The organism is Microcoleus sp. Pol12B3, assembly GCF_036701355.1.
Classification (GTDB): Bacteria; Cyanobacteriota; Cyanobacteriia; order Cyanobacteriales; family Microcoleaceae; genus Microcoleus.
In genome coordinates this window covers 1-26,303 of sequence record NZ_JAUBQS010000026.1, presented here as the reverse complement: position 1 = coordinate 26,303, position 26,303 = coordinate 1, and the positions used below count along the sequence as shown (strand labels likewise).

The window sequence follows — 26,303 nt, the reverse complement described above, 5'->3', positions numbered from 1 at the left end:
GTTATAGTCAAAATAATTCAATCATTAACGATGCAAGCTGGATCAACATGGAAATTAGCCAGAACCCGCTCGAATTCCTAACGGCTAAAGTACAAGAAACTGTTGCCGATACCCAAAACTTAGCCAACGAAATCGCTGCTAAAGTTGAGGAAAATGCAACTGTATTAACGGCGTGGGTACAATCAGCGCCAAGTTCAATGGTTAGTGCTGGGGCGATCGCCACTCAAGAAGCTTTTAAAATAGCACACAACATCGGTTTTGAGAACCTGCCAATAAATCTGCAATCGAAATTTGCGAGGGCTGGAATGCGTGACGGCATCCGAAATGTGCAAGAAGCAGCAAAAGTATTTGAATCAATACCCGCCCAAATTCGTGCCCAAGGCCCAGAAGCAATTCGCAACTTCTGTCAAGATAAAGATTGGAGTCACATCCAAGCGCACGTCAATGGAGGCGGAAGCGAAGCTGCTAACGGGATTTTTGAACATTTTCGGGTGAATCGTGCTCGCGGTGGTGCAAACATGACTGCCGCAGAATTAGCAGTCGCTAAGCAAGTTTTAGCAGATGCAGCGTTTAAAGCAGCAGTTGCGGAAATCGTTGGGGCTGCAATGAAAGGGGCGATCGCCGCAGCAGTAATTGAGTTAATATTTTCTATCTTAGAAAACTCGCTATTGTGCGTTGAAGGTAAAATTACGCAGTCAGAGTTAGTCGAACAAGTTGCCAGCGCCACCGCCAAAGCGGGCATTGCGGGCGGTGTTATTACTGGCATTCTCTTAACACTGTGTATGATATTTCCCCCCATTGCTGCGCTTTTAGGTGCTGCTGCGATGCCCTTGGCGGTTGCAGGTATTGGTTTTATGGGAATTCGCGCCTGGGAAATCTTTTGTCACGGCGATCGACTATTTGGTATTACTCAACAAACACAAAAATTTCTGGGGATGACTGAAGCGACAACATAAGTAAAACTCTCACTCTAATTAGATACCAGGCTTCTTGAAGAAGTCTGGTATCTGGGTATTCTAAATGATTGGGAAACATAAATAGTATGGATTCAGTAGAAAAAACTCAAGATCAGCAGCATCCGCAATACAAGCGCGATCGACTCAGTGTCGATACTTTATTAGCAGGAGAAGCAACGGACTACAATTTATCGGAATTAGCAAGATTAATAATCCGCTACCGAGGCTTTCCCGGTGCTAGAGATATTCAATCAGACTTAAAAAAAGTCTTGCAAAAATGGAATCATACCGAAGACAGTCTTTACGAACAAACCCGTAAAATTCACGCCACAGGTGAAGTTTACAGGAAACAAAAAAGCGATCAAGAAGATTGGGTCTAATCTCAAATCTGCAACTTCCAGGAAGAGCCTGGAAGTTGCAGTTAACAGTCAACAGTCAACAGTCAACAGTTAACACTGAACTGTTAACTATTTTCAAACCATCTCTGGCGAAACTTGCATTGCCGGCTGCGGCTGGAACTGGAACAGCGAATAAACCACATTGCGACGGATATCCGTCATCATGTCCAAAAACAGCTCGTAACCTTCAGTTTTGTACTCGATCAGCGGGTCTTTCTGACCGTAACCGCGCAGCCCTACAGACTCGCGCAAAGCATCCATTTGCTGCAAGTGTTCCCGCCACAAAGTATCAATTTGCTGCAAAATAAAGAACCGTTCTGCATCTCGCATTAATTCAGCTCGGATTGCATTAACTTCCGCTTCTTTCATGTCGTAAGCGTTGCGGACTTGTTCGTGCAGGAATGTTTTAATTTCCTCAACGGACAAATCTTCTAGCTGATCCGGTGTCATGTCAGCCAGCAGATAAACAAATTCCTTCACCTTGCTCACAAGTTTGTCGATTTCCCATTCTTCCGAAGGTAAATCGGGATTGATGTATGCTCCCACGATGTCGTCCATCGTCTGTTCGGCATATCTAATTACCTGTTCTTTGGAGTCCAAACCTTCCAATACTCGGCGGCGTTCCGCATAGATTGCTCGACGCTGATTGTTCATCACTTCGTCGTATTCAAATACCTGCTTCCGGATATCGTAATAGTAGGTTTCGACTTTTTTCTGAGCGCCTTCGAGGGAACGAGTCAGCATTCCAGATTCGATCGGCATATCTTCCTCAACACCGAAAGCCTTCATCAAACCGGCCACCCGTTCGCCGCCGAAAATCCTGAGCAAATTGTCTTCCAAACTCAAGAAAAACCGCGTCGAACCAGGGTCTCCTTGCCGTCCCGCCCGGCCGCGCAACTGATTGTCGATCCGGCGCGATTCGTGACGTTCCGTACCGATGACGTGCAAGCCTCCCAACTGCACGACTTCATCGTGTTCGGTGCTGGTAAAAGCATCGTACTCCCTGCGAGTTAAATTGTAAGCTTCCCGCAATTTTTGAATTACCGGGTCTTTTGTCGGCGCTTTTTCCGAAGCTATAGCCACGATATCATCGGCTTGCAATTCCGAGAGCGATCGCTCGCCGTACTCTTTCACTGCCAATTCCACCGCCGCTTTGAGCATTTGCTCGGCCTCTTTCGATAGCTGCGTCGGGAAAATCTGCGCCGAAGCTTTCCAAGACTTTACCTTTTTCGCAGTCGGAGCAAAACCTTGAGGTGCGGGACGGCCACTAATACCAGGCACTTGCACCACCGAAAACCCCTCGTCATCCTCTGGTTGCACGATCCGGGGCATAAAATACTCCCGCAACTTGAGGCGCGCCATGTACTCAGAATTACCGCCCAAAATAATATCTGTACCGCGTCCCGCCATGTTTGTGGCGATCGTCACAGCGCCTTTGCGTCCGGCTTGAGCGATAATTTCTGATTCCCGCTCCACATTTTCCGGTTTAGCATTAAGCAAATTGTGAGGAATTTTCCTCTCCTGCAGCAGCCGCGACAGCAACTCCGACTTTTCCACACTCGTAGTGCCCACCAGCACCGGCCGACCGATCTCGTGCATTTCCGCGCATTCTTGGGAGATGGCATTCCACTTCCCAGCCTCCGCCTTGTAAACCATATCCGAAAGGTCAGTACGGCTGGTAATCCGGTTAGTGGGAATCAGCGTCACTTCCAGATTGTAAATCTTCTCAAACTCCGTCTCTTCAGTCTTTGCCGTCCCAGTCATCCCCGACAGCTTCGGATAAAGCAAAAAGAAATTCTGATAAGTAATCGTCGCCAGCGTCTGAGTTTCCGGCTGAATTTCCGCCCGTTCCTTCGCTTCGATCGCCTGGTGCAAACCGTCACTCCAGCGCCGTCCCGGCATCACCCGGCCGGTAAACTCATCGACAATCACGACTTCGCGATCGGGAGTGACGATGTAGTTAATATCCTTAATAAACAATTCCTTCGCCTTAATCGCATTAAAAATGTAATGCGCCCAAGGGTCAGCCGGGTCGTACAAATCCGTAACACCCAACAACCGCTCAGCTTCACCAAAGCCTTCATCGGTTAATAGCACATTCCGAGCCTTTTCGTCAACCTCGTAATGTTCTTCATTTTCCTTTCTCAGAGCAGCAGCTACCTCAGCCGCCCGTATATACTTCTCACTGGGGCGTTCCACCTGACCGGAAATAATCAAAGGCGTCCGTGCTTCATCAATCAGCACCGAGTCAACCTCGTCAATCACGCAGAAATTAAAAGGACGCTGCACTACATCTTCCATGACAGTAGCCATGTTGTCGCGCAAATAATCAAAGCCGACTTCGCTGTTAGTGGCGTAGGTAATATCGCAGCTATAATTTTTCTTTCGTTCCACCTGATCCATGCCCTGCTGAATCAGTCCCACAGTCAATCCCAGGAAGCGGTGTACTTGTCCCATCCATTCCGCGTCCCGTCTGGCGAGATAATCGTTGACGGTAATGATGTGTACGCCTTTACCGTTGAGGGCGTTGAGGTAAGCCGGCAACGTGGCAACGAGAGTTTTGCCTTCACCGGTTTTCATTTCGGCAATTTGGCCTTTGTGCAGGATAATGCCCCCGAGGAGTTGGACATCAAAGTGGCGCATTCCTAAAACCCGTTGTCCCGCTTCCCGCACCACTGCAAAAGCCTCCGGCAAGATTTCGTCTAGGATCTCTTTCTCCTCGTTGAGAGATTTAGCTTTTGCCAGACGTTCTTGAAACTCCGCCGTTTTCCCTCTGAGGCCGTCGTCTGAGAGTGCGCGGATGTCTTCTTCCAAAATATTGATATCAGCTACCCAAGGCTGAAATTTTCTCAGTTTGCGCGCGTTGGGATCGCCTAGCAGATTTTTAAACATGGCAGGAGAGGCAGATTTTTAATAATTTAGCTATTAGCTTTCAGGGTTACGGGCTGTAGTGTTAGCCACAACATATACCCTCCCCGATTGTAGCAACCATTGACCCTCCTGGGCCGTCGCTGGGGGCGATCGACCGATTTTGGATTTTCGATTTTGGATTTTCGATTGAATATTCGATCGATTTTGGATTTTGGATTTTGGATTTTCGATTGAATAGTTGACCTCTGTTCCCGGTTATTAAGGGGATGGCGGGCCCTAATCGTCAAACAGCAGACCGATCGCATTTTTGGTGAAAAGTCCGGAAGTGCGATCGGGTTTTACTCGCCCAAAAGCTACATACTTCTAAAAACCCACGGGCGATCGATTCCCCTCACCCGCCACCAAATCCCACAACACATCAATACCTAAACCGACATATTCTGTATCCTGATGGCGATCGATCCATTGGATGACAGCAGGCAAAACGTCACTAGATTTGAGACCCAACTTACCCAAGGCTCCTACTGCCAAGCTACGCACTAAGTTATCCCCATCTTCGAGACGTTGCAGCAGAGCATTGATGACAGTTTCTGAAGCATTTCCCAACTTGCCCAAGGCAGAGACTGCCAAGCTACGCACTAAGTTATCCCCATCTTCGAGACGTTGCAGCAGAGCATTGATGACGGTTTCTGAAGCATTTCCCAAGTTACCCAATGCCTCTGCTGCCAAGGCACGCACTAAGTCCTCCCCATCTTTGAGACCTAGTAGCAGAGCATTGATGACGGCTTCTGAAGCATTTCCCAAGTTACCCAATGCCTCTGCTGCCAAGGCACGCACTAAGTTATCCTCATCTTTGAGATCTAGTAGCAGAGTATTGATGACGGCTTCTGAAGCATTTCCCAACTTGCCCAAAGCCTCTGCTGCCGACCTACGCACTGAGTTATCCTCATCTTCGAGACCTAACAGCAAGCCACTGATGACGGCTTCTGAAGCATTTCCCAAGCTGCCCAAGACAGATGCTGCCGAGCTACGCACTGAGTTATCGGCATCTTTGAGACCTGGTAGCAGAGCATTGATGACAGTTTCTGAAGTATTTCCCAAGCTGCCCAAGGCAGATGCTGCATCAAGACGCACCCACTTATCCCCATCTTTGAGACATAACAGCAGGGCGTTAATGACCCTTTCTGAAGCATTTCCCAACCCGCCCAAGGCTTGTGCTGCCTCACGACGCACTGATTTGTCCCCATCTTCGAGGCGTAGTAGCATGACACTGATGACAGCTTCTTTTTCCCCTAAAGCTGCTTGATATTTCCACAAGCGATTTTCATCCACGCCCCTTGCTTTCAAAAGTTGCAAAGTTTGCGCCTCAAACTCAGTCTCATTCATACTGCAAAGGATTTGAAAAACCTGAGAGCGAACTCTGCGACCAACCTGCTCCTCATCCCTTACCTCCAATTCAACCAACTTCTCCAAAATCCTTACAGTTAGACTAGAATCGGCTGCCTTTAACTCTTTAATATTTTCAGCAAGGCAACTGCCTGCAAAAAATAAATCGCGGTGCAACCATTGCTCATGCTCGCTATTCGCCGTCAAAATTGCTTGCATCGCTTTAGCCACTTTCTTCGGTTTTTGTTGAGCAATTAACAACAGCAATACTTCCCGCCAGTGGGGGTCATGCAAATGCTCTCGAATATGATTGAGAACAATCTCAAAATCATCCTCATCATCTGCCTGATAGCCGATTTCCTGAGCGCACAAATATTCTTGAAAAGTCTTGTGTACAAAAGCGTACAAATCTTGTCCTTGTTCGTTGAGCAATCCCGTCCGCTGTTGAAGAAAATCAACACATCGTTTAGCTTCCTCTTTTGCCTGGAACCGTTCAACCTGTTTTTTGGTTTTAATATTCTGAGTTAACTGCTCTAACAAATCATCCTTAGCAATCAGAGTCCCGCCTTCCTTAGCAATCAGAGTCCCGCCTTCAGGATTATCCGTACTACCCTGAGTGTGAATCCAATAGGCGAGAATTTCCATCAACCGCCGTAAATCATCTACATCTAAACATTTGAATCCCGACTGCTCAGTCAGGTTTTTGTTAGCATCCCAACACTTTAACAGCGTCTCCACAGCTTTTTCATAAAGCTTGTGGCGTGCCCTCGGCAGTACCGCTTGATAGCGGTGAATCAAAGCAATGATTGTCAGCAATAGCGGATTTCTCGCCAACAATTTAATTCGATCGTTTTCATCCAGAGCTTTTTTAATGCTATCTTTGCGACGTTGAGCTTCCGCCGCATCGGGAACGCGGCTGTCGTACCAGCGATTAATAAACTCATCAACCTTAGCATCATCAAACAGTTGTAACTGATAGTGTTCAAACTCCGAAGTATTAAAAAAATCGCGTTTGTAACCAGCAGGGCGAGAAGTAATAATTGCCACATTTTGATGATACTGCCCCAAAAAACTCTCAATGTGCTGCACCACCTCATAGCGCTTGGATTCTTCCACAACCTCATCCAATCCATCCAACAAAATCATCGCCCTACCGTCTGCCAGCCAATACTCAAAAAAGCCTTCTGGTAGCGGTTTCACGGACATAGTTTTCTCAGCAAACTGGCGGGCATAGTCGAGGAGATTGATATCTAAAAGCCTAGCAAAATCCCGAATTTTAATCAAAATTGGCAAGCAATCCATCTCAGCATCCCAGCCGAGTTTTTCTGGATTATTCTGAGCCAACATCACCGCAAAAAAGCTCAATAAAGTTGTTTTGCCAGAACCAGGAGCGCCCAGCAACACAAATTTATTTGATTGATTTTGATTATTCAATAATTGTGATGCTAAAAACTTTCTTCCTGAGTGGCTTTCTAGCTGCAATACTTGCCAACTTTCGCCTTCTTCTAAGTCTAGGACATCCAATTTAACATAAATATTTACCTCTTCCAAGACATCGGGCATCACAAAAATCTGAGCCAATTTTTCCGACTTTTCGATTTCCTGACCTTCGACTGCAATGCCTGCAAACTTAACATCATCAAACCAGTTAGCCAGTTGCTTCAAATAGTCGGTTTTGGCAAGTTTAAACCTTAAATAACTACTTGTTTTCTGGAAATAGGTTTCAGCAAAAACCTCCAACCAATCATGCAGTCTTTCGGGTGCGAATCGGTCTTGAATTTTCTTGTGTTCTGGGACTGTCGCATTAAAGGCTTCAACTAAAAAATTAACTTGAGGCTTTTCTTGGTCGTTGAAAGGTTTCAGGAGTTCTGGAAGTGCTTTACCCGTCAAGAAACTTTTAAGAAAATCTTCGACTACACCCTGTTCGCAAGCAGAGAATAATTTATTTTTATCGGCAGCTTCGATGCCACAAATACAAGCTTTTTCAAAATCGCTAGGATTCAATTTTTTCATAGCTTCTTTGAATCCTAATTCTGCAAGTTTGGCGCCAATTCCTGGTGCTATTTTTAAGGCGGCTGCTCCAAATTCAATCATGGTAATTTTAAATATTTGTGTTTAAGTTGGTGGACATAATTGCGTTTATATCCACCAACATTGATAATCTCAACTATCTCTAAATTTAGGACACAATTCAAACGCTAATTGTGACCCATAAAAACAAACATCAAACTCAGTAAAAAAATTAGTTCGTCCTAAAAGAATCGGAATATTATTCACCCTAGTCCATGCGAAAACTAACTGAACTGGATCAAAGTCCCCTACTTTTGCCAAGACTAATAACCCTTTCGTTTCAGCACTCGCTAAATTTCCCGCTAAAGTAACAGAAAATCTTTGATCTTCCCAAATGGCCCCTAATTGCACCCCAACATTATAGGGCAAAACATTTACACTAGCTCCTGTATCCAGTAAACCCATAACCTCAACAGAACGATTTTGATAAGTTAGTGTTAAAGGCAAATACGGAACATCAGCTAAAACACCTGATTCATCTCGTTTAGGTTGAAAAGAATATCGCCTACCATTAAACATTTTGAGTTTGTTTTTGTTCTGTTTCTAGTAACTGCATCAATTGCTCTGCAGCACTATTAGAAGTATGCACTGAATATATAATTTCAGCAGATTCATTACCCATTACAATTCCTTCTTCTTTCGCCAATTCTGCTATTAAAAACAGCATCATTTGAAACTTGTCAGCACGAGACAATTGCCGAAGTTGGGCTAATAATTCCAGATTTGACATAAAACGCCATCAATAAAATTAGTTTTTATATTTTACCATGACCTTGAGATTTCAACCACTCCAAAACAGCACAGCCAATGCGTAAATTTTGATCGGACCCCAGAACCCGCCCGATCGCCCTTATTGAAAATCCTGTCACATCTCAGTTCAGATTCATCTCACATCTTGCACCATTCTCAAGAACAGGCAAGATGCCTGTTCCACAAAGAGTGAATTTTCTTGTGGAACAGGCATCTTGCCTGTTCATAAAAAGCTTATGGAAAATGCTGTCACATCTCAGGCCAGATTAACCCTAGTTTTAAACAGGGCGCGGCACTTCGTAAGTCAAAAAGTCATAGGCCATTTTCGTATTCGGAAAAATAGCCTGCGCTTCCTTGAGCAAATCATCCAGGACGATCGCATTCCCCGGAGCGTAACGCGGGCTAAAATGCGTCATAATTAGCTGTTTCGCCCCAGCCGTCAAAGCCACTTGAGCCGCCATAGTCGAAGTTGAATGCAGGCGATCGAAGGCCATTTGAGCATCTTGATGAGCAAAAGTAGCTTCATGAACCAACAAATCAGCATCCTTCGCCAATTCCACCGCCCCGTCACAAAAAACAGTGTCAGTACAATACACAAACTTGCGCCCGATTTGATCCGGGCCGCAAAAATCCGTACCTTTAAACTGTCGCCCGTCCGATAACTTTACCGTCTTTCCTTGTTTTAATTGACCGTAAAGCGGCCCGGAAGGAATACCCACAGCCTTCGCTTTTTCTACATCAAAATGTCCCGCACGATCTTTCTCAGTTACTCGATAACCAAAAGCAGTAACTCGGTGCTTCAAAGGGCCGCAGCTAACAATATATTCGTCATCTTCATAGATGACTCCTTCGTGAATTTTGTGTACCTTAACCGGGTAAGAAAAATGAGTTTGAGAATAACGAACACCAGCTTGCAAATATTCTTCAAGTCCCGGAGGCCCGTAAAGATCGATGCGCTTGACATTCCCCGCCAAACCGCAGCTAGCGAGCAAACCCATTAAGCCGAAAATATGGTCGCCGTGCAAGTGAGTGATGAAAATGCGGCTTAGTTGGCTGACTTTGAGATCGCTGCGGAGAAACTGGTGCTGAGTTCCTTCGCCGCAGTCAAACAGCCAGAGTTCGGCTCGCTGGGGCAAGCGGAGGGCGATGCTGGAAACGTTGCGCGATCGCGTGGGGACGCCTGAGCTAGTTCCGAGAAATGTAATCTGCAAGAGTCAAATCACCTCAATTAAGTCTTAAAAAATATGTTACATATATCCAGAGTGCGACAAATCCGACATATAGGAAATAGTCGCAGGCTGGAACCGGGATAAATCGCTGTTCCTGCGAACATCTCTTCGCTAAAATCATTTTTGACAAGCGTACAGAGCGATCCACCCAATTCTAACGTTTTGTTTCTTCCGTTCCCCTTCCTTTTTCCCTTGCCTTCCCTTAAAAATTCTTAAACTCATACAACACAGGAGGAAAATTTTCAAATGCAGTCAGGAGTATTTTTTGCTTCCGTTCTTTCGACATTAAAAAAACGCTACTTTTGGATTTCGCTGTTGTTTTGGCTGGCAATGGTAGCCCCAGCACAGGCCGCGCTGATCTTGCGAGTTGCGGTACAAGACGGGGCAAGTCAGATAAAAGTGGGCAGTTCTACAAAGGCTGCAATCCGGGACGGTAGCGGGCGCAATTTGGGCGAACTGTCGGCAAACAGTTCTCAGTCGGCTCAATTTCGATCGGGAACAGTGGCAATTGGTCGCTGGGCTGCCAACCAAGTTTGGATCGAGCCGACGGGGAACGGTTATGTTTGGATTGGCGATCGCTGGTATCGGGGACGCACGCTTCTAGTTCCCGAAAAAGGAGGTTTGACGGCCGTCAACTACGTGGATATCGAACAATATCTCTACAGTGTTCTCGGCGCCGAGATGAGCGGCAATTGGCCTCAAGAGGCTTTGAAAGCCCAAGCCGTCGCCGCCCGTTCCTACGCTATCCACCAGCGCCTGAAAAGCGAAACCGACCTTTACGACGTGGACAGCACTCAGTCTTCGCAGGTTTACAAAGGACTGCAAACAGAATCTTCTGGCACTTATTCCGCAGTCGATGCAACGGCGGGTCAAGTTATGGCCTACAACGGTCAGATAATTTTAGCCGCTTTCCACTCTGCGTCTGGGGGCCATACTGAAAATGTCGAGGATGTTTGGACGGAACCCCTGCCCTACCTGCGTGCTGTTCCTGACTTCGACCAAGGGGCGCCGGTTTACCAATGGAAAGAAAATTTTTCTCGGGCTCAAATCAGCAGTAAGATTTCTGGCGTGGGCAATGTGATCTCGATGAAGCCAGAACGCACTACCGCTTACGGCAGCGTTTTGAGGATGAAAGTAGTTGGAGATGCCGGTTCTAGGGTCATGACTGGCGCAGATTTACGCCGGGTTTTAAATTTGAGGAGTACGCGGTTTACCGTGATTCCTCAGTATGGGGGCGGTGGGAACCCAAGAAACAGTGCCCAAGCTCCTACCGGTTTTCAAGTTGCTGGCAAAGGTTTCGGTCACGCTGTAGGAATGAGCCAGTGGGGGGCCTACAATTTGGCTAGACAGGGATATGGCTACCAGCAGATTTTGTCGCACTATTACCGGGGTGCTACTTTGGCTAGAATTGCAGTGCAGTAACTGCTGGGAATTGGGAATTGGGAATTGGGAATTGGGTCGAAAAGCATTGGTAATTGGGAGCTTGGAAGTGGGGCGAAAAGCATCTTCGCCGAAAAGCATTGGTTATTATAGCCAACAACAAATAACCAATAACTACTAACTACTGCCAACTGCCAACTGCCAACTGCCAACTAACTAAATTAAGGATTGCTATGCAAAAGTGGGAGTATTTATTTGTGGATGCGAATATGTATCCTTTTGGAAACAAGCTGATTAGTTTATATGTAAACGGTGAAGAACAGCGAGATTGGAAACAAGGCTCGCTGCATCTATTTGTCAACCATTTGGGCGAGGAGGGATGGGAACTTGTGGCTCTGGATCACGACTCGAAGTATGACCAAAATTGTTTAATTTTTAAACGCCCTAAGCTTATTTAATAAAAATCGGAGTATAAAAAATTATGACATCAATAAAAATTGATATTTTCCACAATTATTAGTAGTAACGAGCTAACAGCCATGCCAGTTCCCCAACAAAAATATTTTATTGTGGAACAGGCATACTGCCTATTATTGAAAAAGGTGCAAGATTTTAGTGTCACCTAACTTAACAACAAACAACTATTTTTTTCATTAGTATTACAAGTTGTCCGAGCGATCGATCCTGCGCTGCCATTCGGCATCTATTTTTGTTGACTGTTCTAGTTCTTGTTGGGTTAATTCGGTTTCTGTTGTATAAGCTAAGTCTTCTCCTGTCAGAACGTGTTCTGCTGCAAATTCCCGGGCGTAGGCCAGTTTTTTGAGCAAGTTGGCATCGGGTTCGTTTAATAACATTGCTCGCTGCTGACGCTCTTGATTGCGGGCTTCTATCCGGCTATTTTCCCACTGAATCCAGAAGTAGCGAATTAAAGGAATTGCGAGAAATCCGACGCCGTAAATCAGGATCGTGGGATAAACAGCGCTGACGAAACCGATAAATCCACCTGCGATTAAATTATTAGTTAATAGATTCCCCAAAACTAGCGCACCGACAAGATTGACGGCTCCTAACCCTGCTGCGAGCATGATTTGGCCGGAACTGGCGTTGCTGAAACGCCACAGCATTTCTCGCAAATAAGCTGCTACTGGTTCTGAATTTCTCTCGGTGGCTGTGGTTTGCAATTGCGGGAAGTGGTAGACTATTTGCCCTTCGGGACTGACTTCGGGACGGCCGTCAAAACGGGCGAGGGCTGGTAACATATATTCTTCGTATTCTCGGGCGTATCCTTGTCCGAGATTGTCTAGATATGGGGCAATTTGTTCGGCGGCGACGGCGCCTCGGTTGTTGCGAATTGCAGTCGCAATATCGCTCCACTTACGCTCTTCTAGATTGTAATTGGGATTGCCGTCTCCAAACAGAAAAGAGAAAACTGCTTCTAGAAAACTCATCTGGGGTTTTTGGCCAGTTAAGCGCGATCGCTGCTGGTAGTATGGTTGGTCATGGTTCCAGTAAAATATCCAGATTAAGTCGTTCCAGAAGTAGGGAAAAAACAAAAAGCCGCCACCTCTGCCGCCCCCGCCGCCACCCTCTCCTCCTCCTCCGCCACCGTTATTGCTGTCGCCGCTGGAGAGTAAAATCGTGATAGCAACAAAAATTAAGAGGATGGAAGCTACCAGCACTATGCCGAAAGATATCCTAATCAGATAAAATAAAATGCGCCAGATTTTTTGCCACCATTCCTGCAACTGCAAGCGCAAGAACTTGTTTCGCAAAATATCTCGAAAGTTCTTGGGAAATAGGTAGGCAATGTCGCCGGATTCTGCTACTTGCAGGTTGCCGCCTGCTTCGGAGGCGAGGCTTAACAGTTCTCGCTGGGCAAAATTGACATCTAATCCAGCTTTTGCCGCCACGTCTCCAACCGTAACGCGGTAGCCAAGTTGTTCGACGGCTTGCATAATGGTGGGATTCGGAGCCATAGGTTTCTCTCTGTGAAAATTACCCGGTTATTTTTATTATATATTGCGGGAATTCGAGCGGGTTTTGGCGATCGCCTTTCTGATTTTTTTGAAGCCGCCCTTGACTTTGGGACAAAATATTGCTAGTGTTTTGCCGAATAACTTTTAAGTATGGGCTGAACTCGGATAGCTTAATAAAACTTTGTGATTGAATTTCTTCTCGGCAGGTTATTTGCTTGTTTGCTCTGAGGGTCAACGACGGGGATGGTGAGTACAGCTAGTAGGGTAAGGTGCGCGATCGTCGCCCGTTGGTGTTAGCTTTCGCGATCCGAAGGAAAGCCATCGCAGAGGATTGTCCCTGCACCCTCCAGCAGAACTTTTGCCACCGTTGCGGGTTTTTGTAAGTTTTGTGTAGAGTACGAGAGAGAGGTTAAAGAAATCTGGTTTTTTTGCAAGTCTTGCAAGACTTATATAAAATAGATAGAACTTGCGAGAGTGTTAAACCCAAGGGCGTGTTTTAAGGTTCGCAGTTGCGATCGACTAAACTTTTTAGCGCCCTCAACACAACGGTCCACTACAACAGTGGCGCAATTATTAATAGGAAAACTTTACAGGCTAATTTTTCTGATTAGCCGCTAACCAAAGAATCGCATATGCCAAGAACTCAACGCAACGATAACTTTATTGACAAAAGTTTCACGGTAATGGCTGATATCATCCTAAAGATTATGCCAGCCAAAAAGCAGGCGAAGGAAGCTTTTGCTTATTACCGGGATGGTATGTCCGCTCAAGCAGATGGCGAATATGCTGAAGCGCTGGACAATTATCATGAAGCCCTGAAACTGGAGGAAGATCCTTACGATCGCAGTTATGTCTTGTACAATATGGGGCTGATTCATACTAGCAACGGCGAACACGATAAAGCTTTGGAATATTACAGCGAGGCTTTGGATCTCAATCCGAGAATGCCACAAGCACTGAATAATATTGCTGTGATTTACCACTATCAAGGGGAAAAAGAAAAGGAAGCGGGCAATCTTGAAGCGGCGGAAGGGCTGTTTGATAAAGCTGCGGATTATTGGAAGGAGGCTATTCGCTTGGCCCCGAACAATTACATTGAGGTACAAAATTGGCTGAAGACGACAGGTCGATCGCAAATTGATGTGTATTTTTAACTATGATGGGAATGGGGCATAGGGCATGGAGCATTAGTTATTTGTTCTATGTTTGTTGTTTGTTATTGTTTGTAATAAGCAATTCCCACTTCCCCATTCCCAATTCCCCATTTCCAATTCCCCATTCCCAATTTTTATGATTGACAGAGAAGAAGTTCGGAAAGTAGCGAATTTAGCGAGATTGGAATTAACGCCGGAAGAAGAAGAGCAGTTTACTGGTCAACTTAACGGTATTTTGGATTATTTCGAGCAGTTGAGCGAACTGGATACGAGTAAGGTGCAGCCGACAACGCGGGCGATCGATGTTAGTAACGTGATGCGATCGGACGATTTGCAACCTTTTCCTAAACGAGAAAGTATTTTGGAGGGAGCCCCCGATCGCGATGGGGAGTTTTTTAAAGTGCCTAAGATTATGTAGGGTTCCCCCTACGCATCTAACTCAGGAAAATCACTTGAGGGGCTGGCTCCCATGCCAACCCCACAAGCAGATTAAACTAAGTGTGGAACAAGTAATAAGTAAGCCCGGTAAAAGCCACCCCAAAAGCAGATTAAACTGATAGAAACTCAAAACAATCTCACTAATAGGGATAAATCTGTAAAGTTCATTCTTGGGGTGACAAATAGTCATGTACATATTAATTGGTGGAGCAGGAATGATGGGGCTGGGTTTAGCCCAGCAGCTATTAAAACTCGGTCATACGGTTGCAATCATCGATGTCGACCCGCTTGCGTGTCGCTTTGCTCGTGAAAAAATCGGAGTGATGGCATTTGAAGGCAGTGCGGTGAGTACAACGGTTCTTCTGGAAGCGGGAATTAAACAAGCAAACGCAGTCGTTGCAGCACTCAGCGATGATGCACTGAATTTAGCGCTGATCACCCTATCCAGAAGCTATGGCATTTCCCATATAGTGGTGCGAATGCGCGATCGCGAATTCATGGAAGCCTATCGCCTTGCCGGAGCCAGTCACATCATCAGCACGATTGATTTGGCAGTCGCAACAATGGCAAATGCGATTGAATATCCTCAAATCGAATCGATGATGCACTTTGAACAAGGACAAGTCGAGGTGCTCAAGCTGCCCGTTCCAGGCGATTGCAATGTGGCAGGTCGCAGCGTTGCTCAAATTGCTCAAGACCCTGGTTTTCCAACAGGTTCGCTGATTATTGGTTATCAATGCCATGCCTGCGCCAATCTGGAGATTCCAAACGGCAATACTGTTCTAGAAGCAGGTTCTACCATTCTCGTCGTCACCCGTCCAGAGCTAGTTCACCAGATGATTGATTACCTCGGCATTCGCGCTAGTCATCTGCCAACGTTAGAAGTTTCTCATCCAAATCTTTGATGTAAGGCTCAACCAGATCCTCTGGAACAATTCGCTTGCGGAGGGCATCGCTAACAGCTCCTTTTTCTGCTAGGAGCAATCGCCGTCGAATCGTATCTAACCCGCTGCGATCGCCCTGTACTTGCCCTGCCCGATGTTTATTGTAGAGATCGCGCAGCACTCGCTCAGAGTGTGCTACTCGTGCTTGATATGATGCCCATAACTCCTCGTAAACTGCCTTCGGCAACACGCCAGATTTCAGCAAACTATCTAGCTCATCTTGAGCCGCTTTGGAAGCGATCAACTGAATCTGTAACTGCCCAGCTTCCTGCATTACATCAGAAACACGGCTTATTTTTAGTCGTTTTACCATCCACGGTAAACTTAATCCCTGTCCGACTAAGGAGAATAAAACTGCACCGAAAACCAGGGCAATTATGTTATCGCGTCCTGGTAGAGTCAAGGGAATCGCAACAGCTAAGGCCATTGATAGAGACCCTTTAATATTCCCTAAAACTAAAATGTGCTGCCAGCGTAGCGGAATGGGACGATCGAACCAGCGCAGCCCGGCTAAGAACAAATAGACCGAAAGAATTCGTCCGAGTTGATAGGCCAGAATGACGAATAAAATGGATGGCAAAATTCTCCACAGCGTTAGCGGGTTAATTTCAATCCCAATCAGCAGGAAAATAAACGTATTGACGCCAAAACCAGCGTATTCCCAGAAACTCAGCAAGGTAATCCGATCTGAGGCAGACGAACTGCGAGGCAGCCCGAGGTTGCCAAAAACAAGTCCGGTGATAACCACCGCCACTGCGCCCGATACGCCTAAAAATTGTCCGATTTGGAAGGTTCCCAATGCGAGAGCGACGGTTAGCAAAAGGCTACTCAACGGATCGTTTAAGCGAACAAATATCGGCACGCTCAAATAACCTAAAACACCCCCGACCACTGCCCCACCTAAGGCAACCACGAGCAGTTCCTTCACGCCTTGTATAGGGGTGAGATAGCCTGTCGCATAAATGACCAAAACCAAATTAAATGAAATTAGAGCAGCCGCATCGTTAAACAGAGTTTCTCCTTCCACGATGGTGGATAGCCGGGAAGGCACACGGATCTCTTTAAAAACCGCGATCATTGAGACTGTATCAGTGTTTGCCAGAATGACTCCGATCAGCGACGCTGGAATCCAGTCTAGCCCCAGCCCAAATTTAACCAGAACAGCGATAATTGCTGAAGAAAAGATAGAGCCTGGACCAGCCAGCAGGGCGATCGGCTTAAATGTACTGCGGAGACGGCTGATATCGGTATTGATAGCTGCTTCAAAAATCAGAATTGGTAGAAAAAGATTTAATACTAAAGATGGGTCTAAACCAATTCGACGCGACAAAACCTCCGTAATCGGCAAGCCTGCTAACACTAAGCCCGTTACATAGGGAATTCGCAACCGTTGAGTTACGAGTGCAACAACAGTTGCAATCAGCAGCAGAATGATCAAGATGATGACCAATTCAGGAATGACTCCTGCCGTTTGGCTATTTGTAGCAGGCTCGCTGCCCAAGGGAGTTTGTTGCGCTACAATCGACTCTATCACCGATACTCCTCCCATAAACTCGTTTTCCTCAAAGAAATTAACAGATTAACTACCGTTTTAGTCTACAGGAGACGGTTCACTCTGTTGTAGGCGTAACTGCAATTTATGTGGTGTATTTGGATGAATGCTGAAGAAGCTGAAACAGGATTTCTGGGTTGGTTGGGTGATCTGATCGTTTTTAAAGAGCAGTTTTTTTGGTAGATCTGGATGATTTCCAAACCCTTACAAGATGCTAATTGCTCTTAATTGTGCTGGTTTTTAATTTTTTTAAACAGTCTCTTCTGAAGTGTTGCCGACCCGATCGCCGTTGCCGCTAAGGCGGGTACTGGAAGTTGTCGATCCGTATGTCAGGAATAAGAGAGCAATGCCCAAAATCATCGACCTTCCAATTTTTGAGTGGGTTTTGGACGTTCTGATTCGCGGGACTAAATTCCTCGAAGGTAATCGTCCTTTCTGACATTGAATTTAGGTAGCATCACAGACACGCCATGTCAGAATCTCCCAACGTTTAAGGACAGGTTCAGCAATCACGATCTCATTTTCTCTTGCCTCTATGACGAGCAAATAATCTCCCTGGTTAAATCTGTCATTGTACATTCTTGCTTGTTCTTCTGGCACCAACCATCCTTGAAGCGCGCCACATAGACCGCCAGCAGTTGCAGCAATCCCACTTCCAAAAAAAGTTGCTAAAATGCTTTCCACCGCTAATGCCTGACCAATACCGGGGATTAGCAGGCTGCTGAGTCCAACAATTAAGGCTAGCGAACCTAGTCGTATGCTGCCTAAGATCGCGCCTACTTGTGCGCCTGCTGCTCTTGTCATTAAAATTTGTTTCACGCCCAGAGAGTCCAAATCATTATTGTCAGAAGGTTTAGCAATCACTGAAATCTTGTGCATGGGGAAGCCTCTGCTTTTTAGCTCAACTAGCGCCTGCTTTGCGTTTCGATGATTAGTAAATAGGCCGCTAGCACGTTTGAGATTTTGGTAATTCATGAGAAATATTCAATGTTAAACGCTACAAAATTGGTAAATAGTGTGTGAATTAGCTTGCAATAGCCTCATCACAAAAACTACTTAGTTCAGAGGTGCAAAACGTTTTAGCAAAGCTGATAAAGGAATCATTGGCAGTCCGAATCCGATACAAATTAAGCCTTGGATTAGGCTCAAAGCTTCAGTGTCGAATAACTGATTCATAATGCCCCATTGGCTAAACAGGAATTGGAGAATGAAAATAGCCCCAATGCCGATCGCCACAGCATAGCCAACTGATTCATCTTTACCGCGCAGTTTGGCGATGATCGCCGGAATGAAGCGACTGATGCTTAATAGGTAAAAAGCTTCGGCTGCAACCAATGCTTGAATTGCCATCGTCCGGGCTAGAGCTTCATTGCCTGTGGTTTGGACGATCCATTCAAACATCCCAAAGATCGCAATCCAGTTAAATACCGAAACTGTCAGAATCCGAGCCGTCAGCCTGCGAGACAGAAGCGGTTCATTGGCAGGTCGAGGCGGCTGTTGCATGACATCGGGAGAGGGCGGCTCAAACGCCAACGGTAAGCTCAACGCAACTGAACTGACCATATTCAGCCAGAGAATTTGTACTGGCAAAATGGGTAGCGGGGTTGCCAAAAGTACGGCAATCAAGATGGTCATGGACTCTCCACCATTCACGGGTAGGATGAAGGCGATCGCCCGCAGCAGATTCTTATAAACCGTGCGTCCTTCCTCAACTGCTTTCTCGATCGAAGCAAAGTTGTCATCCGTCAGAATCATATCTGCGGCTTCTTTTGTGACTTCAGTGCCCGTGATGCCCATCGCTACCCCAATATCAGCTTGCTTCAGGGCGGGAGCATCATTAACTCCATCTCCAGTCATCGCCACAATCTCACCCTTAGACTGAAGTGCTTCGACAATGCGGAGCTTTTGTTCTGGCGCTACACGAGCAAACACGCTGCTTTGTTCGACAGCATTGGCTAATTGCTGCTGATTCATTTGAGCGAGTTCTTGACCCGTAAAAACGGGAGCCTCTTGGGTTTGATTTAGTCCCATTTGGTGCGCGATCGCTGCGGCTGTTTTGGCATGGTCGCCGGTAATCATCTTCACCTGAATTCCCGCAGACCGACAGGCTTCAATCGCTTGAATCGCTTCGGGGCGAGGCGGGTCGATCATGCCTTGCAGCCCCAGAAAAGTTAACCCTTGCTCAATATCAGAATGCTCAATAGAAGATTGAGAAGCGGGTACAACTTTCTTGGCAAGTGCTAGAACTCGTAGCCCTTTTTTCGCCATCCTCTCGACGGCTTCCTCGATCTGCACGGGGTTGAGGGCGATCGTCTCTCCCTCTTCATCGAGCATCTGGCGACACCGCGTGAGAATTGCCTCAATTGAACCCTTGACATAAATCAACCGTTCTGGACGATCGTCATGTAAGGTTGCCATGTATTGAAACTGAGATTCAAACGGCAGTGTATCGAGCCGGGAAAGCGCTTCCTCCAGTTGCTCAGTAATTAACCCCGCTTTTTGGGCTACCGCAACCAGCGCCCCTTCCGTGGGACTACCGATCGCAGTCCAGTTCCCGTCTTGCACGTCTAGATAAGAATCGTTGCACAACAGTCCTGCTTGCAGGCATTCATATAAAGCAGGTGCGTTTGCCAGGTCAACGGAATGTCCATTTACAGAAATTTTCCCGTCTGGTGCATATCCTCCACCGCTAACCCGATATCGCTTTCCACCGGCATCAATTTCCTGAACAGTCATTTGATTCTGAGTCAAGGTTCCGGTTTTGTCGGAACAAATCACGGTGGTGCTGCCCAGCGTCTCAATTGCCGGAAGTTTGCGAATAATGGCGTGTTGCTTTGCCATTTGGGAAACCCCGATCGCCAGTGTCACCGTTAAAATCGCGGGTAAGCCTTCAGGAATTGCGCTGACGGCAAGGGCCACAGATGCCTTGAACACCTCAACCCAAGAAAATCTCTGGGCAATGCCTGCGACAAAGGTGAAGGCAGCCAAACCTAAAATGACATAGAGCAAGGTTTTGCTAAATTTGTCAATTTTGCGGCTCAGCGGGGTTTCCAGTGTGCTACTTTGCTGCATGAGTTGGGAGATGTGTCCGGTCTCGGTCATGTCACCAATGCTGACGACCAGTCCGCGTCCCTGTCCAAACGTTACCAGGCTTCCGGTATATGCCATGTTCGTGCGATCGGCCAGTGCAGCGTCTGCCTCTAGCGCCTGGGATTGCTTCTGGACCGGGACAGATTCTCCCGTTAACGCTGACTCATCGACTTGTAAGTCACGGACTTCGATCAGCCGCAGATCCGCAGACACTTTATCCCCAGAAGACAGCAAGACGAGATCGCCGGGAACCAGTTCGCTGGATGGAACCACTTGCTTTTGACCGTTGCGGAGAATGGTTGCCTCAGTTGCAACAGATTTTGCTAAGGCGGCGATCGCATTCTCTGCCTTTGATTCTTGAACGAAACCAATGGTGGCATTCGTCAGAGCAACCCCAAAAATTACCCCTGAATCAATCCACTCTTTCAGAAAGGCTGTCACTATGCCAGAGGCTAACAAAATGTAGATTAGCGGCTGATTCAGTTGCTGAAAAAATCGCAACCAGGCACTTTGCGGCTTCTGAGCCGTTAGTTGATTGGGCCCGATGATCTCGCGCCGTTGGGCTGACACGTGGGAAGATAGACCTATTTCCAGGTCAGTCTCTAAAAGCCGAGCTACTTTCTCGGCAGAGAGGTGATGCCAAGAGTGTTCTACTAATTTTTCTACATTGGTTGCAGTCATAACGCTTCTTGTCAAGCCAAGTGCTTTTCTGTTGGTTCGTCTTGTTTCTAGCGTCATTGATGAATGTGAGCTAAAAGTGATGGACTGATTTCTGTTACTCACATTTGGATCACATTTGCTTCCTATACCTAGGAAGAGAACCAATTGAGATAGCTTATGGACTGGCAAACCTTAGTTCGCTGGATTTGATTTATTGTTGCCTTTGATTAATAGGGTTGTCAAAAGCATTACTTTTGATAGATGAACTATCGTACATTCACTTGTTAATTTGAAAGGCTAAAAGACTTGATGCTGAGTTTTATCGGCAAAATTGCGTTTCACAACAAACACAACAAACAAAGAATATGCAATTATTAAAGCTATTTGTTCAAGGAATCAGCGTCAGCACTGTTGCAATTTTGGGTTTAGGTGCTTGCAACCCGCCCAATACTTCACAGACAACAGTTCCATCTACTTCTGCTCCCACAACTGCCACTGGAAATACGACTGCTCCAACCGCTTCTGCGCCTGCAACCACGACCGCACAGACGCCTCAGAATCAAGACATTGACGATATTGCCGATCGCGTAGAAGACGCTTTAGACTCGGATGCCACCCTCAAGCCATTCGATTTGGACGCAGACGATCGGGATAATTCGATTGTGTTAACAGGGCGCGTTCAAACGGCAGAACAAAAAGCATTGGCAGAACAACTCGCTCGGCAAGTTGCAGCGAATGTTTCCATCAATAACGAAATCGTCACTCAGTAGTTCCTAACAGTGAAGTGGCAAGCGCCAAAGGCGCTTGCCACTGAAAAAAAAATGCGCGATCGCAGCCAGAAAATCAATGGCTTAGCCAACATTATTTAACTGGATGCGATCGCTATATTGAAACAATAAACTTATTCAACGATCTCGTAACGGACTAACTGGCGAACATTTTGACGCGATAACTGTAGTTCTTGCGCGATCGCTGTCTCTATCTGGGTTGCGTCAGTCATTGGCAATTCTAATTGCAATCGCTTCAAAATGGGTTCTGCTGTTTCTACCGCAACCAGGGTTGTTCCTTGTTTTCGGTTAATCACCGCGTTGATGAGCAATATATTGACAGAAACCGTTGCTTTAAGCTGGGTATCTGCCTGAAGTTTATTCTTTGCGATCTGGGGTTGTTGTAATTCTTGAGCCATTAGGAAACTGGAACCAACCCAAAACGCGATCGCCACAAACGGCAATGGCATCCAAAACTCTGCGCCTGATGCTTTTAACCAACGTCTAATCATCAGCTATTCTTTCCCATCCGTTTTGAGGCTCCTACTATCTTTTTGCACTTTAATACAACTTGCTCTATCCTAAAATCTAGCTTAAAGAAGATGCGCGAATCGCCTCAAACTCTAATGCTGAAAACTGCAAGCTGTGAAGGAAGCGAGCCGAGATATGAGAGTTTTGCTGGTGGAAGATGACCCAAAGCAACTGATGCCGCTGCAAACGGTACTAGCTCAAGCAGGACATAGCGTGGATGGGGTAAAAGATGGAGAGACGGCACAGTGGCTGTTATCAGAAAAAGATTATGATTTGTTGATTTTGGACTGGATGTTGCCACATATCAGTGGGGTAAATCTCTGTCGTCAATATCGAGCCGCAGGGAAAACAGCGCCGATTTTGATGATCACCGCAAGAGACACCACCCCTGAAAAAGTGACCGGGTTAGACGCAGGCGCAGATGATTACCTGGTGAAACCGATCGATCTGGTTGAATTCATGGCACGAGTCCGGGCATTAAGACGGCGATCGCCCCTTTGGCAAGGAGATACGCTCAGCCTTGAGGATCTGCACCTCCACCTCGATACTCTTACTGTTGAGCGACAAGGTGCAACCGTTTCCCTCTCCAGTCGCGAGTTTCAGTTGTTGGAGTATTTTATGCGTCATCCTCGACAGGTTTTGAGTCGGAATCAGATTGAACAAGCGGTGTGGGAATGGGGGACTCAACCAGAGAGCAATGCGATCACCGTTCTAGTTCGCAAACTCCGCCAACGCTTGCAGGCTGTAGGATCGGCAGACTGGATTGAGAGCATTTACGGTATGGGTTATCGCCTTACTTCCCCTGAACAGTAACGATCGTAAAGGCAAGCCGTGTTCAATCAAAGTCGTCGCAATCTGGCTCGTTGGTTCACCCTCTCAATGGGAAGCATTCTCGTGCTGTTTGCGGGGGTGATTTACCGGATTGAGGTAAAAGATAAATTGGAGGCACTCGATCGACTCCTCTATGACAAAACTAGAGTCATGGCTGCCAGCGTGCATTATGAAGTTCGCCAAAACCAGAACCAGGTCGATCTGAGTCATGTCCCTTTGTTAGGCAGTGGGTCTCATCCCCTTGCAGAAGATCTGATTTATGTGCGCTGGTTTAACGCCCAAAGGCGGCTCGTTCGTTTTTTTGGGACTCCTCCTTCAGAGCAGTTAAATACGCCCTTTGGTTATCTCACAGTTCGATCGACCGATCCACTTTTGGGAAAAGGAATCTGGCTGCGTCAGGTGACATTACCCGTTGAAGGTAGAACAGGGGTACTCGGTTATCTTCAGGTTGCAACTCCCCTGACAGAAACTCAAAACAGGCTCACTGAACTTCAGATTGTGCTAACTTTCGCTGTCCCGATCGCACTGGGCTTAATTGCCATCACAGGTTGGTTTCTCAGCGGGCTGGCCATGCAACCGATTCGGCAAGCCTATCAACAACTTCAACGCTTTACAGCCGATGCCTCTCACGAGTTGCGATCGCCCCTGTCTGCCATTCTCACTAATGCCCAGCTTGGGTTGCTCATCGCGGCTGATGATTCGCGTTACCATCCTCCCTTAGAAAACATTGTAGATAGCGCAAAATCAATGGGAGCGCTGGTGAATAATTTACTGCTGTTGGCTCGTCATCAAGGGCGACTTACGCCGGAATCGCTCAAGTTAATCAATCTCAACGAGTTGCTGAGCAATTTAGCAACCCAGTTTGTCGCACTTGCAGAACCCCAAAATATCAAACTGACCTGTGAATTACCGGCACAACGGATTGAATTATTGGCTGACCCTGATTTGCTACGGCAAGTGGTCGAAAACTTGCTTTACAATGCCTGTAAATATACTCCCGTTGGCGGAACTGTAAAAATACGCCTAGTTCTTCCTTCCAATTTGGCGGTCATTCAGATAATTGATACTGGAATCGGTATTCCAGAAGCGGACTTACCCTATATTTTCGATCGCTTCTATCGAGTAGACACCGAGCGATCGCAGGAGAGTGGAGGCTTTGGGCTCGGGTTAGCGATCGTCCAACAGATTGTCCAGGCTCATGGTGGAAAAATTTATGTGACGAGTGAAGTGGGCAAAGGCTCAACGTTTCAGATTGAACTGCCGCTCAAACCTTATCACTAAGCCGCCTCAAACGAGAGAGAAGGTGTACTCTGCTTTAGACAGAACTGCAATGTATGTGGTGTATTTGGATGAAGGCCGATGAAGCTGAAACATGATTTCTGGGTTGGTTGGGCGATCGCCGCGATCGTCATTACCTCTTGTTCTGAGCAAACTACCTCACAAAGGCAACAACCTGATACAAAACGTGAAACCTCACTGAGATCGGTTACCTTAGATAAAACAAAGGTTGTGATGGGACAAACCCTATATGTCCCTATTTACTCGCATATTTATCACTACAATAGCCAGGATGAGGTGATGGAGTTGTCAGCCACGCTCAGTATTCGCAATACGGATCTGACAAATTCGATTATTATCACTTCTGTGCGTTACTACGATACCGATGGGAAATTGATTAGGCAGGATATTAAGAGTCCTGTAGAACTCAAGCCGCTTGCTTCCACACACTTTTTTATTGCAGCAAATGATACAAGTGGAGGCTCAGGTGCCAACTTTATTGTGGAGTGGGTTGCAGAAAAAACGGTTTATGAGCCTGTCATTGAAGCTGTCATGATCAGTACCTCTTTTTCTCAGGGCATTTCATTTGTTAGTCCCGCTAAAGTTCTCAAGCAACACAAAATGCCAAAATGATTTTAGAGGATTAAATTCTTGCTTTACAAGGTAGTTTTAGACTACCATAAGAGGAGCATCTTATATTTGTAAGAACACTTCTTCTGGCTTCTTACTTCTGACTATTTTCTCGTGACTCCTAACTCCAATTTCTAGCTCTGCTGCTTTCATTGAGATCCTCGCATTTTTAATTTTTAACTTGGTACATCACTATAATTGGTCCAGTATAAAACGATAGTATTACTGTGCATAACTACCAACTTTTTTATGTTAAGATTAGAGAGTTTGAGGGTGAATGCTAAAAATATAAATGAGGACTTAGGGTATGCAAAAGCGACAATTGGGGACATCACAAATTCAGATTACCCCGATAATTATGGGGACTTGGCAAGCTGGGAAGCGGATGTGGGTGGGAATTGAGGATGCTGAAACTGTAAAAGCAATGCGCGCCGCTTTTGAGGCAGGTATTACCACATTTGATACGGCTGAGGTTTACGGAGAAGGGCATTCGGAACAAATTATCGGTCAAGCACTTTCAGATGTGCGATCGCAAGTAGTTTATGCTAGCAAAGTTTTCGCCAACCACTTGAAACCGGATTTGTTAATCGAAGCGTGCGATCGATCGCTAAAAAACCTCAACACCGATTATATCGACCTTTACCAAATCCACTGGCCCGCTGGCACTTGGAATTCCGAGTTAGTGCCAATTGCAGAAACAATGGACGCCCTGAACAAGTTAAAAGAACAGGGAAAAATTCGGGCGATCGGCGTTTCCAACTTCTCCCGCGCCCAAATAGAAGAAGCGGCTCAATACGGACGCATCGACAGCTTGCAACCGCCATATTCTCTGTTTTGGCGCTGGGTAGAAAAAGATGCTATGTCCTATTGTGTGGACAATCATATCTCCATCATTGCCTATTCATCTCTAGCTCAAGGAATATTGACAGGTAAATTCGGGCCAGAACACAAGTTTGAAGAAGGCGACCACCGCGCCAAAAATAAGCTGTTTATAAAAGAAAATTACGACCGAGTGCAAACAGCATTAAATCAACTCAGGCCAATTGCCGATGGCCACCAGACAAGCTTAGGAAATTTAGCTTTAGCTTGGTTGATTTCCCAGCCACAAACAAATGCAATTGTCGGGGCGCGCGACGGCGAACAAGCAGCCGAAAATGCGAAAGCTGCTGAGGTAAAATTGAGTGAAGAGGAATTAAAAGAAATTGACGCGATCGGGCGCACCGTCACCGATCATTTAGACGATAACCCCGTTATGTGGAATTTCTAAAAGAGTTAATTCAGGACTAGCAAAACCTCTATATGTAGGGTGCGCTATTGGCGCGCACCTTACCCCTATAACCCACATTCCGCAGATGTGGGTGGAATTTTTTTATCAGTTGTGAAAAGTTGGAACCCCAAAGTTTTTCCGTTTA

22 protein-coding genes are annotated in these 26,303 nt (G+C 46.3%); 12 read left to right on the top strand and 10 right to left on the bottom strand.

Annotation, left to right across the window (positions count from 1 at the left end; genetic code table 11):
- Positions 1 to 47 precede the first annotated feature (47 nt).
- Positions 48 to 956 carry a hypothetical protein gene (locus tag QUA53_RS14990; RefSeq protein ID WP_333098179.1) on the top strand — a complete coding sequence of 303 codons (909 nt, stop codon included), beginning with the start codon at positions 48 to 50 and terminating at the stop codon, positions 954 to 956.
- Between the two features lie 86 nt (positions 957 to 1,042).
- A complete protein-coding gene (locus tag QUA53_RS14985; RefSeq protein ID WP_333098181.1) occupies positions 1,043 to 1,336 on the top strand; it encodes a DUF3288 family protein in 294 nt (97 codons plus the stop codon).
- A gap of 93 nt (positions 1,337 to 1,429) precedes the next feature.
- Here QUA53_RS14985 and secA read toward each other — a convergent pair whose 3' ends face one another.
- From secA to QUA53_RS14960, 5 genes are all read right to left on the bottom strand, one after another.
- Entirely contained in the window at positions 1,430 to 4,246 is a 2,817-nt protein-coding gene (secA, locus tag QUA53_RS14980) for a preprotein translocase subunit SecA (protein ID WP_333098183.1), read from the bottom strand.
- Between the two features lie 342 nt (positions 4,247 to 4,588).
- On the bottom strand, positions 4,589 to 7,705 hold the full coding sequence (locus QUA53_RS14975) for a HEAT repeat domain-containing protein (protein WP_333219566.1): 3,117 nt from the start codon (positions 7,703 to 7,705) through the stop codon (positions 4,589 to 4,591).
- Positions 7,706 to 7,774: 69 nt separating this feature from the next.
- A complete protein-coding gene (locus QUA53_RS14970; RefSeq protein ID WP_333098188.1) occupies positions 7,775 to 8,200 on the bottom strand; it encodes a retroviral-like aspartic protease in 426 nt (141 codons plus the stop codon).
- On the bottom strand, positions 8,193 to 8,411 hold the full coding sequence (locus QUA53_RS14965; protein WP_333098190.1) for a hypothetical protein: 219 nt from the start codon (positions 8,409 to 8,411) through the stop codon (positions 8,193 to 8,195). Before QUA53_RS14965 ends, QUA53_RS14970 begins: the two co-directional genes overlap by 8 nt.
- 298 nt (positions 8,412 to 8,709) lie before the next feature.
- On the bottom strand, positions 8,710 to 9,642 hold the full coding sequence (locus QUA53_RS14960) for a ribonuclease Z (RefSeq protein WP_333098192.1): 933 nt from the start codon (positions 9,640 to 9,642) through the stop codon (positions 8,710 to 8,712).
- Positions 9,643 to 9,906: 264 nt separating this feature from the next.
- Between QUA53_RS14960 and QUA53_RS14955 the strand changes: the two genes are divergently transcribed.
- On the top strand, positions 9,907 to 11,082 hold the full coding sequence (locus QUA53_RS14955) for a SpoIID/LytB domain-containing protein (protein WP_333098194.1): 1,176 nt from the start codon (positions 9,907 to 9,909) through the stop codon (positions 11,080 to 11,082).
- Positions 11,083 to 11,273: 191 nt separating this feature from the next.
- Entirely contained in the window at positions 11,274 to 11,498 is a 225-nt protein-coding gene (locus QUA53_RS14950; RefSeq protein WP_015174403.1) for a hypothetical protein, read from the top strand.
- 201 nt (positions 11,499 to 11,699) lie between these two features.
- On the opposite strand, the gene QUA53_RS14945 is transcribed toward QUA53_RS14950, so the two are convergent.
- Positions 11,700 to 13,016: a hypothetical protein gene (locus tag QUA53_RS14945; RefSeq protein ID WP_333098196.1), complete on the bottom strand. Its 1,317-nt coding sequence runs from the start codon at positions 13,014 to 13,016 to the stop codon at positions 11,700 to 11,702.
- Between the two features lie 632 nt (positions 13,017 to 13,648).
- Between QUA53_RS14945 and QUA53_RS14940 the strand changes: the two genes are divergently transcribed.
- The 3 genes from QUA53_RS14940 (at position 13,649) to QUA53_RS14930 (ending at position 15,513) form a co-directional block, all read left to right on the top strand.
- The gene (locus tag QUA53_RS14940; protein ID WP_332954237.1) at positions 13,649 to 14,170 is read left to right on the top strand and encodes a photosystem I assembly protein Ycf3; all 522 of its coding nucleotides are present in this window, start codon (positions 13,649 to 13,651) and stop codon (positions 14,168 to 14,170) included.
- 136 nt (positions 14,171 to 14,306) lie between these two features.
- A complete protein-coding gene (gene gatC, locus QUA53_RS14935; RefSeq protein ID WP_190663714.1) occupies positions 14,307 to 14,588 on the top strand; it encodes an Asp-tRNA(Asn)/Glu-tRNA(Gln) amidotransferase subunit GatC in 282 nt (93 codons plus the stop codon).
- Between the two features lie 208 nt (positions 14,589 to 14,796).
- Positions 14,797 to 15,513 carry a TrkA family potassium uptake protein gene (locus QUA53_RS14930; protein WP_333098198.1) on the top strand — a complete coding sequence of 239 codons (717 nt, stop codon included), beginning with the start codon at positions 14,797 to 14,799 and terminating at the stop codon, positions 15,511 to 15,513.
- On the opposite strand, the gene QUA53_RS14925 is transcribed toward QUA53_RS14930, so the two are convergent.
- From QUA53_RS14925 to QUA53_RS14915, 3 genes are all read right to left on the bottom strand, one after another.
- Entirely contained in the window at positions 15,470 to 17,101 is a 1,632-nt protein-coding gene (locus QUA53_RS14925; protein WP_333248935.1) for a sodium:proton antiporter, read from the bottom strand. The genes QUA53_RS14930 and QUA53_RS14925 overlap by 44 nt on opposite strands.
- Before the next feature lie 450 nt (positions 17,102 to 17,551).
- Entirely contained in the window at positions 17,552 to 18,079 is a 528-nt protein-coding gene (locus QUA53_RS14920; protein ID WP_333098200.1) for a hypothetical protein, read from the bottom strand.
- Between the two features lie 81 nt (positions 18,080 to 18,160).
- The gene (locus QUA53_RS14915) at positions 18,161 to 20,875 is read right to left on the bottom strand and encodes a cation-transporting P-type ATPase (protein WP_333098201.1); all 2,715 of its coding nucleotides are present in this window, start codon (positions 20,873 to 20,875) and stop codon (positions 18,161 to 18,163) included.
- Positions 20,876 to 21,219: 344 nt separating this feature from the next.
- On the opposite strand from QUA53_RS14915, the gene QUA53_RS14910 reads away from it, so the two are divergent.
- Complete coding sequence (locus tag QUA53_RS14910) at positions 21,220 to 21,624, top strand: BON domain-containing protein (protein ID WP_333098202.1); 405 nt, start codon at positions 21,220 to 21,222, stop codon at positions 21,622 to 21,624.
- A 131-nt stretch (positions 21,625 to 21,755) separates the two neighbouring features.
- On the opposite strand, the gene QUA53_RS14905 is transcribed toward QUA53_RS14910, so the two are convergent.
- Positions 21,756 to 22,133 carry a hypothetical protein gene (locus tag QUA53_RS14905; protein ID WP_333098203.1) on the bottom strand — a complete coding sequence of 126 codons (378 nt, stop codon included), beginning with the start codon at positions 22,131 to 22,133 and terminating at the stop codon, positions 21,756 to 21,758.
- A 154-nt stretch (positions 22,134 to 22,287) separates the two neighbouring features.
- Between QUA53_RS14905 and rppA the strand changes: the two genes are divergently transcribed.
- The 4 genes from rppA to QUA53_RS14885 all read left to right on the top strand — a co-directional run bounded on the left by rppA (position 22,288) and on the right by QUA53_RS14885 (position 26,158).
- Complete coding sequence (gene rppA / locus QUA53_RS14900) at positions 22,288 to 22,965, top strand: two-component system response regulator RppA (RefSeq protein ID WP_333098211.1); 678 nt, start codon at positions 22,288 to 22,290, stop codon at positions 22,963 to 22,965.
- A gap of 18 nt (positions 22,966 to 22,983) precedes the next feature.
- Positions 22,984 to 24,264 (top strand): HAMP domain-containing sensor histidine kinase, encoded by a 1,281-nt coding sequence (locus QUA53_RS14895; protein WP_333098204.1) that lies wholly within the window; start codon positions 22,984 to 22,986, stop codon positions 24,262 to 24,264.
- Between the two features lie 78 nt (positions 24,265 to 24,342).
- Complete coding sequence (locus QUA53_RS14890; protein ID WP_333098205.1) at positions 24,343 to 24,894, top strand: DUF3124 domain-containing protein; 552 nt, start codon at positions 24,343 to 24,345, stop codon at positions 24,892 to 24,894.
- A gap of 304 nt (positions 24,895 to 25,198) precedes the next feature.
- Positions 25,199 to 26,158, top strand: coding sequence for an aldo/keto reductase (locus QUA53_RS14885; protein ID WP_333098208.1), 960 nt, complete (start codon positions 25,199 to 25,201; stop codon positions 26,156 to 26,158).
- Positions 26,159 to 26,303 lie beyond the last annotated feature (145 nt).

What these genes read in the sequence shown, in the direction of transcription:
- QUA53_RS14945 (WP_333098196.1), bottom strand. Translation starts at nt 13,016, where the DNA reads ATGGCTCCGAATCCCACCATTATGCAAGCCGTCGAACAACTTGGCTAC.
- QUA53_RS14930 (WP_333098198.1), top strand. Translation starts at nt 14,797, where the DNA reads ATGTACATATTAATTGGTGGAGCAGGAATGATGGGGCTGGGTTTAGCC.
- QUA53_RS14970 (WP_333098188.1), bottom strand. Translation starts at nt 8,200, where the DNA reads ATGTTTAATGGTAGGCGATATTCTTTTCAACCTAAACGAGATGAATCA.
- QUA53_RS14915 (WP_333098201.1), bottom strand. Translation starts at nt 20,875, where the DNA reads ATGACTGCAACCAATGTAGAAAAATTAGTAGAACACTCTTGGCATCAC.
- secA (WP_333098183.1), bottom strand. Translation starts at nt 4,246, where the DNA reads ATGTTTAAAAATCTGCTAGGCGATCCCAACGCGCGCAAACTGAGAAAA.
- QUA53_RS14910 (WP_333098202.1), top strand. Translation starts at nt 21,220, where the DNA reads ATGCAATTATTAAAGCTATTTGTTCAAGGAATCAGCGTCAGCACTGTT.
- QUA53_RS14975 (WP_333219566.1), bottom strand. Translation starts at nt 7,705, where the DNA reads ATGATTGAATTTGGAGCAGCCGCCTTAAAAATAGCACCAGGAATTGGC.
- QUA53_RS14925 (WP_333248935.1), bottom strand. Translation starts at nt 17,101, where the DNA reads ATGGGAGGAGTATCGGTGATAGAGTCGATTGTAGCGCAACAAACTCCC.
- QUA53_RS14965 (WP_333098190.1), bottom strand. Translation starts at nt 8,411, where the DNA reads ATGTCAAATCTGGAATTATTAGCCCAACTTCGGCAATTGTCTCGTGCT.
- QUA53_RS14905 (WP_333098203.1), bottom strand. Translation starts at nt 22,133, where the DNA reads ATGATTAGACGTTGGTTAAAAGCATCAGGCGCAGAGTTTTGGATGCCA.
- QUA53_RS14890 (WP_333098205.1), top strand. Translation starts at nt 24,343, where the DNA reads ATGAAGCTGAAACATGATTTCTGGGTTGGTTGGGCGATCGCCGCGATC.
- QUA53_RS14950 (WP_015174403.1), top strand. Translation starts at nt 11,274, where the DNA reads ATGCAAAAGTGGGAGTATTTATTTGTGGATGCGAATATGTATCCTTTT.
- QUA53_RS14885 (WP_333098208.1), top strand. Translation starts at nt 25,199, where the DNA reads ATGCAAAAGCGACAATTGGGGACATCACAAATTCAGATTACCCCGATA.
- QUA53_RS14940 (WP_332954237.1), top strand. Translation starts at nt 13,649, where the DNA reads ATGCCAAGAACTCAACGCAACGATAACTTTATTGACAAAAGTTTCACG.
- rppA (WP_333098211.1), top strand. Translation starts at nt 22,288, where the DNA reads ATGAGAGTTTTGCTGGTGGAAGATGACCCAAAGCAACTGATGCCGCTG.
- QUA53_RS14985 (WP_333098181.1), top strand. Translation starts at nt 1,043, where the DNA reads ATGGATTCAGTAGAAAAAACTCAAGATCAGCAGCATCCGCAATACAAG.
- QUA53_RS14920 (WP_333098200.1), bottom strand. Translation starts at nt 18,079, where the DNA reads ATGAATTACCAAAATCTCAAACGTGCTAGCGGCCTATTTACTAATCAT.
- QUA53_RS14990 (WP_333098179.1), top strand. Translation starts at nt 48, where the DNA reads ATGGAAATTAGCCAGAACCCGCTCGAATTCCTAACGGCTAAAGTACAA.
- QUA53_RS14955 (WP_333098194.1), top strand. Translation starts at nt 9,907, where the DNA reads ATGCAGTCAGGAGTATTTTTTGCTTCCGTTCTTTCGACATTAAAAAAA.
- gatC (WP_190663714.1), top strand. Translation starts at nt 14,307, where the DNA reads ATGATTGACAGAGAAGAAGTTCGGAAAGTAGCGAATTTAGCGAGATTG.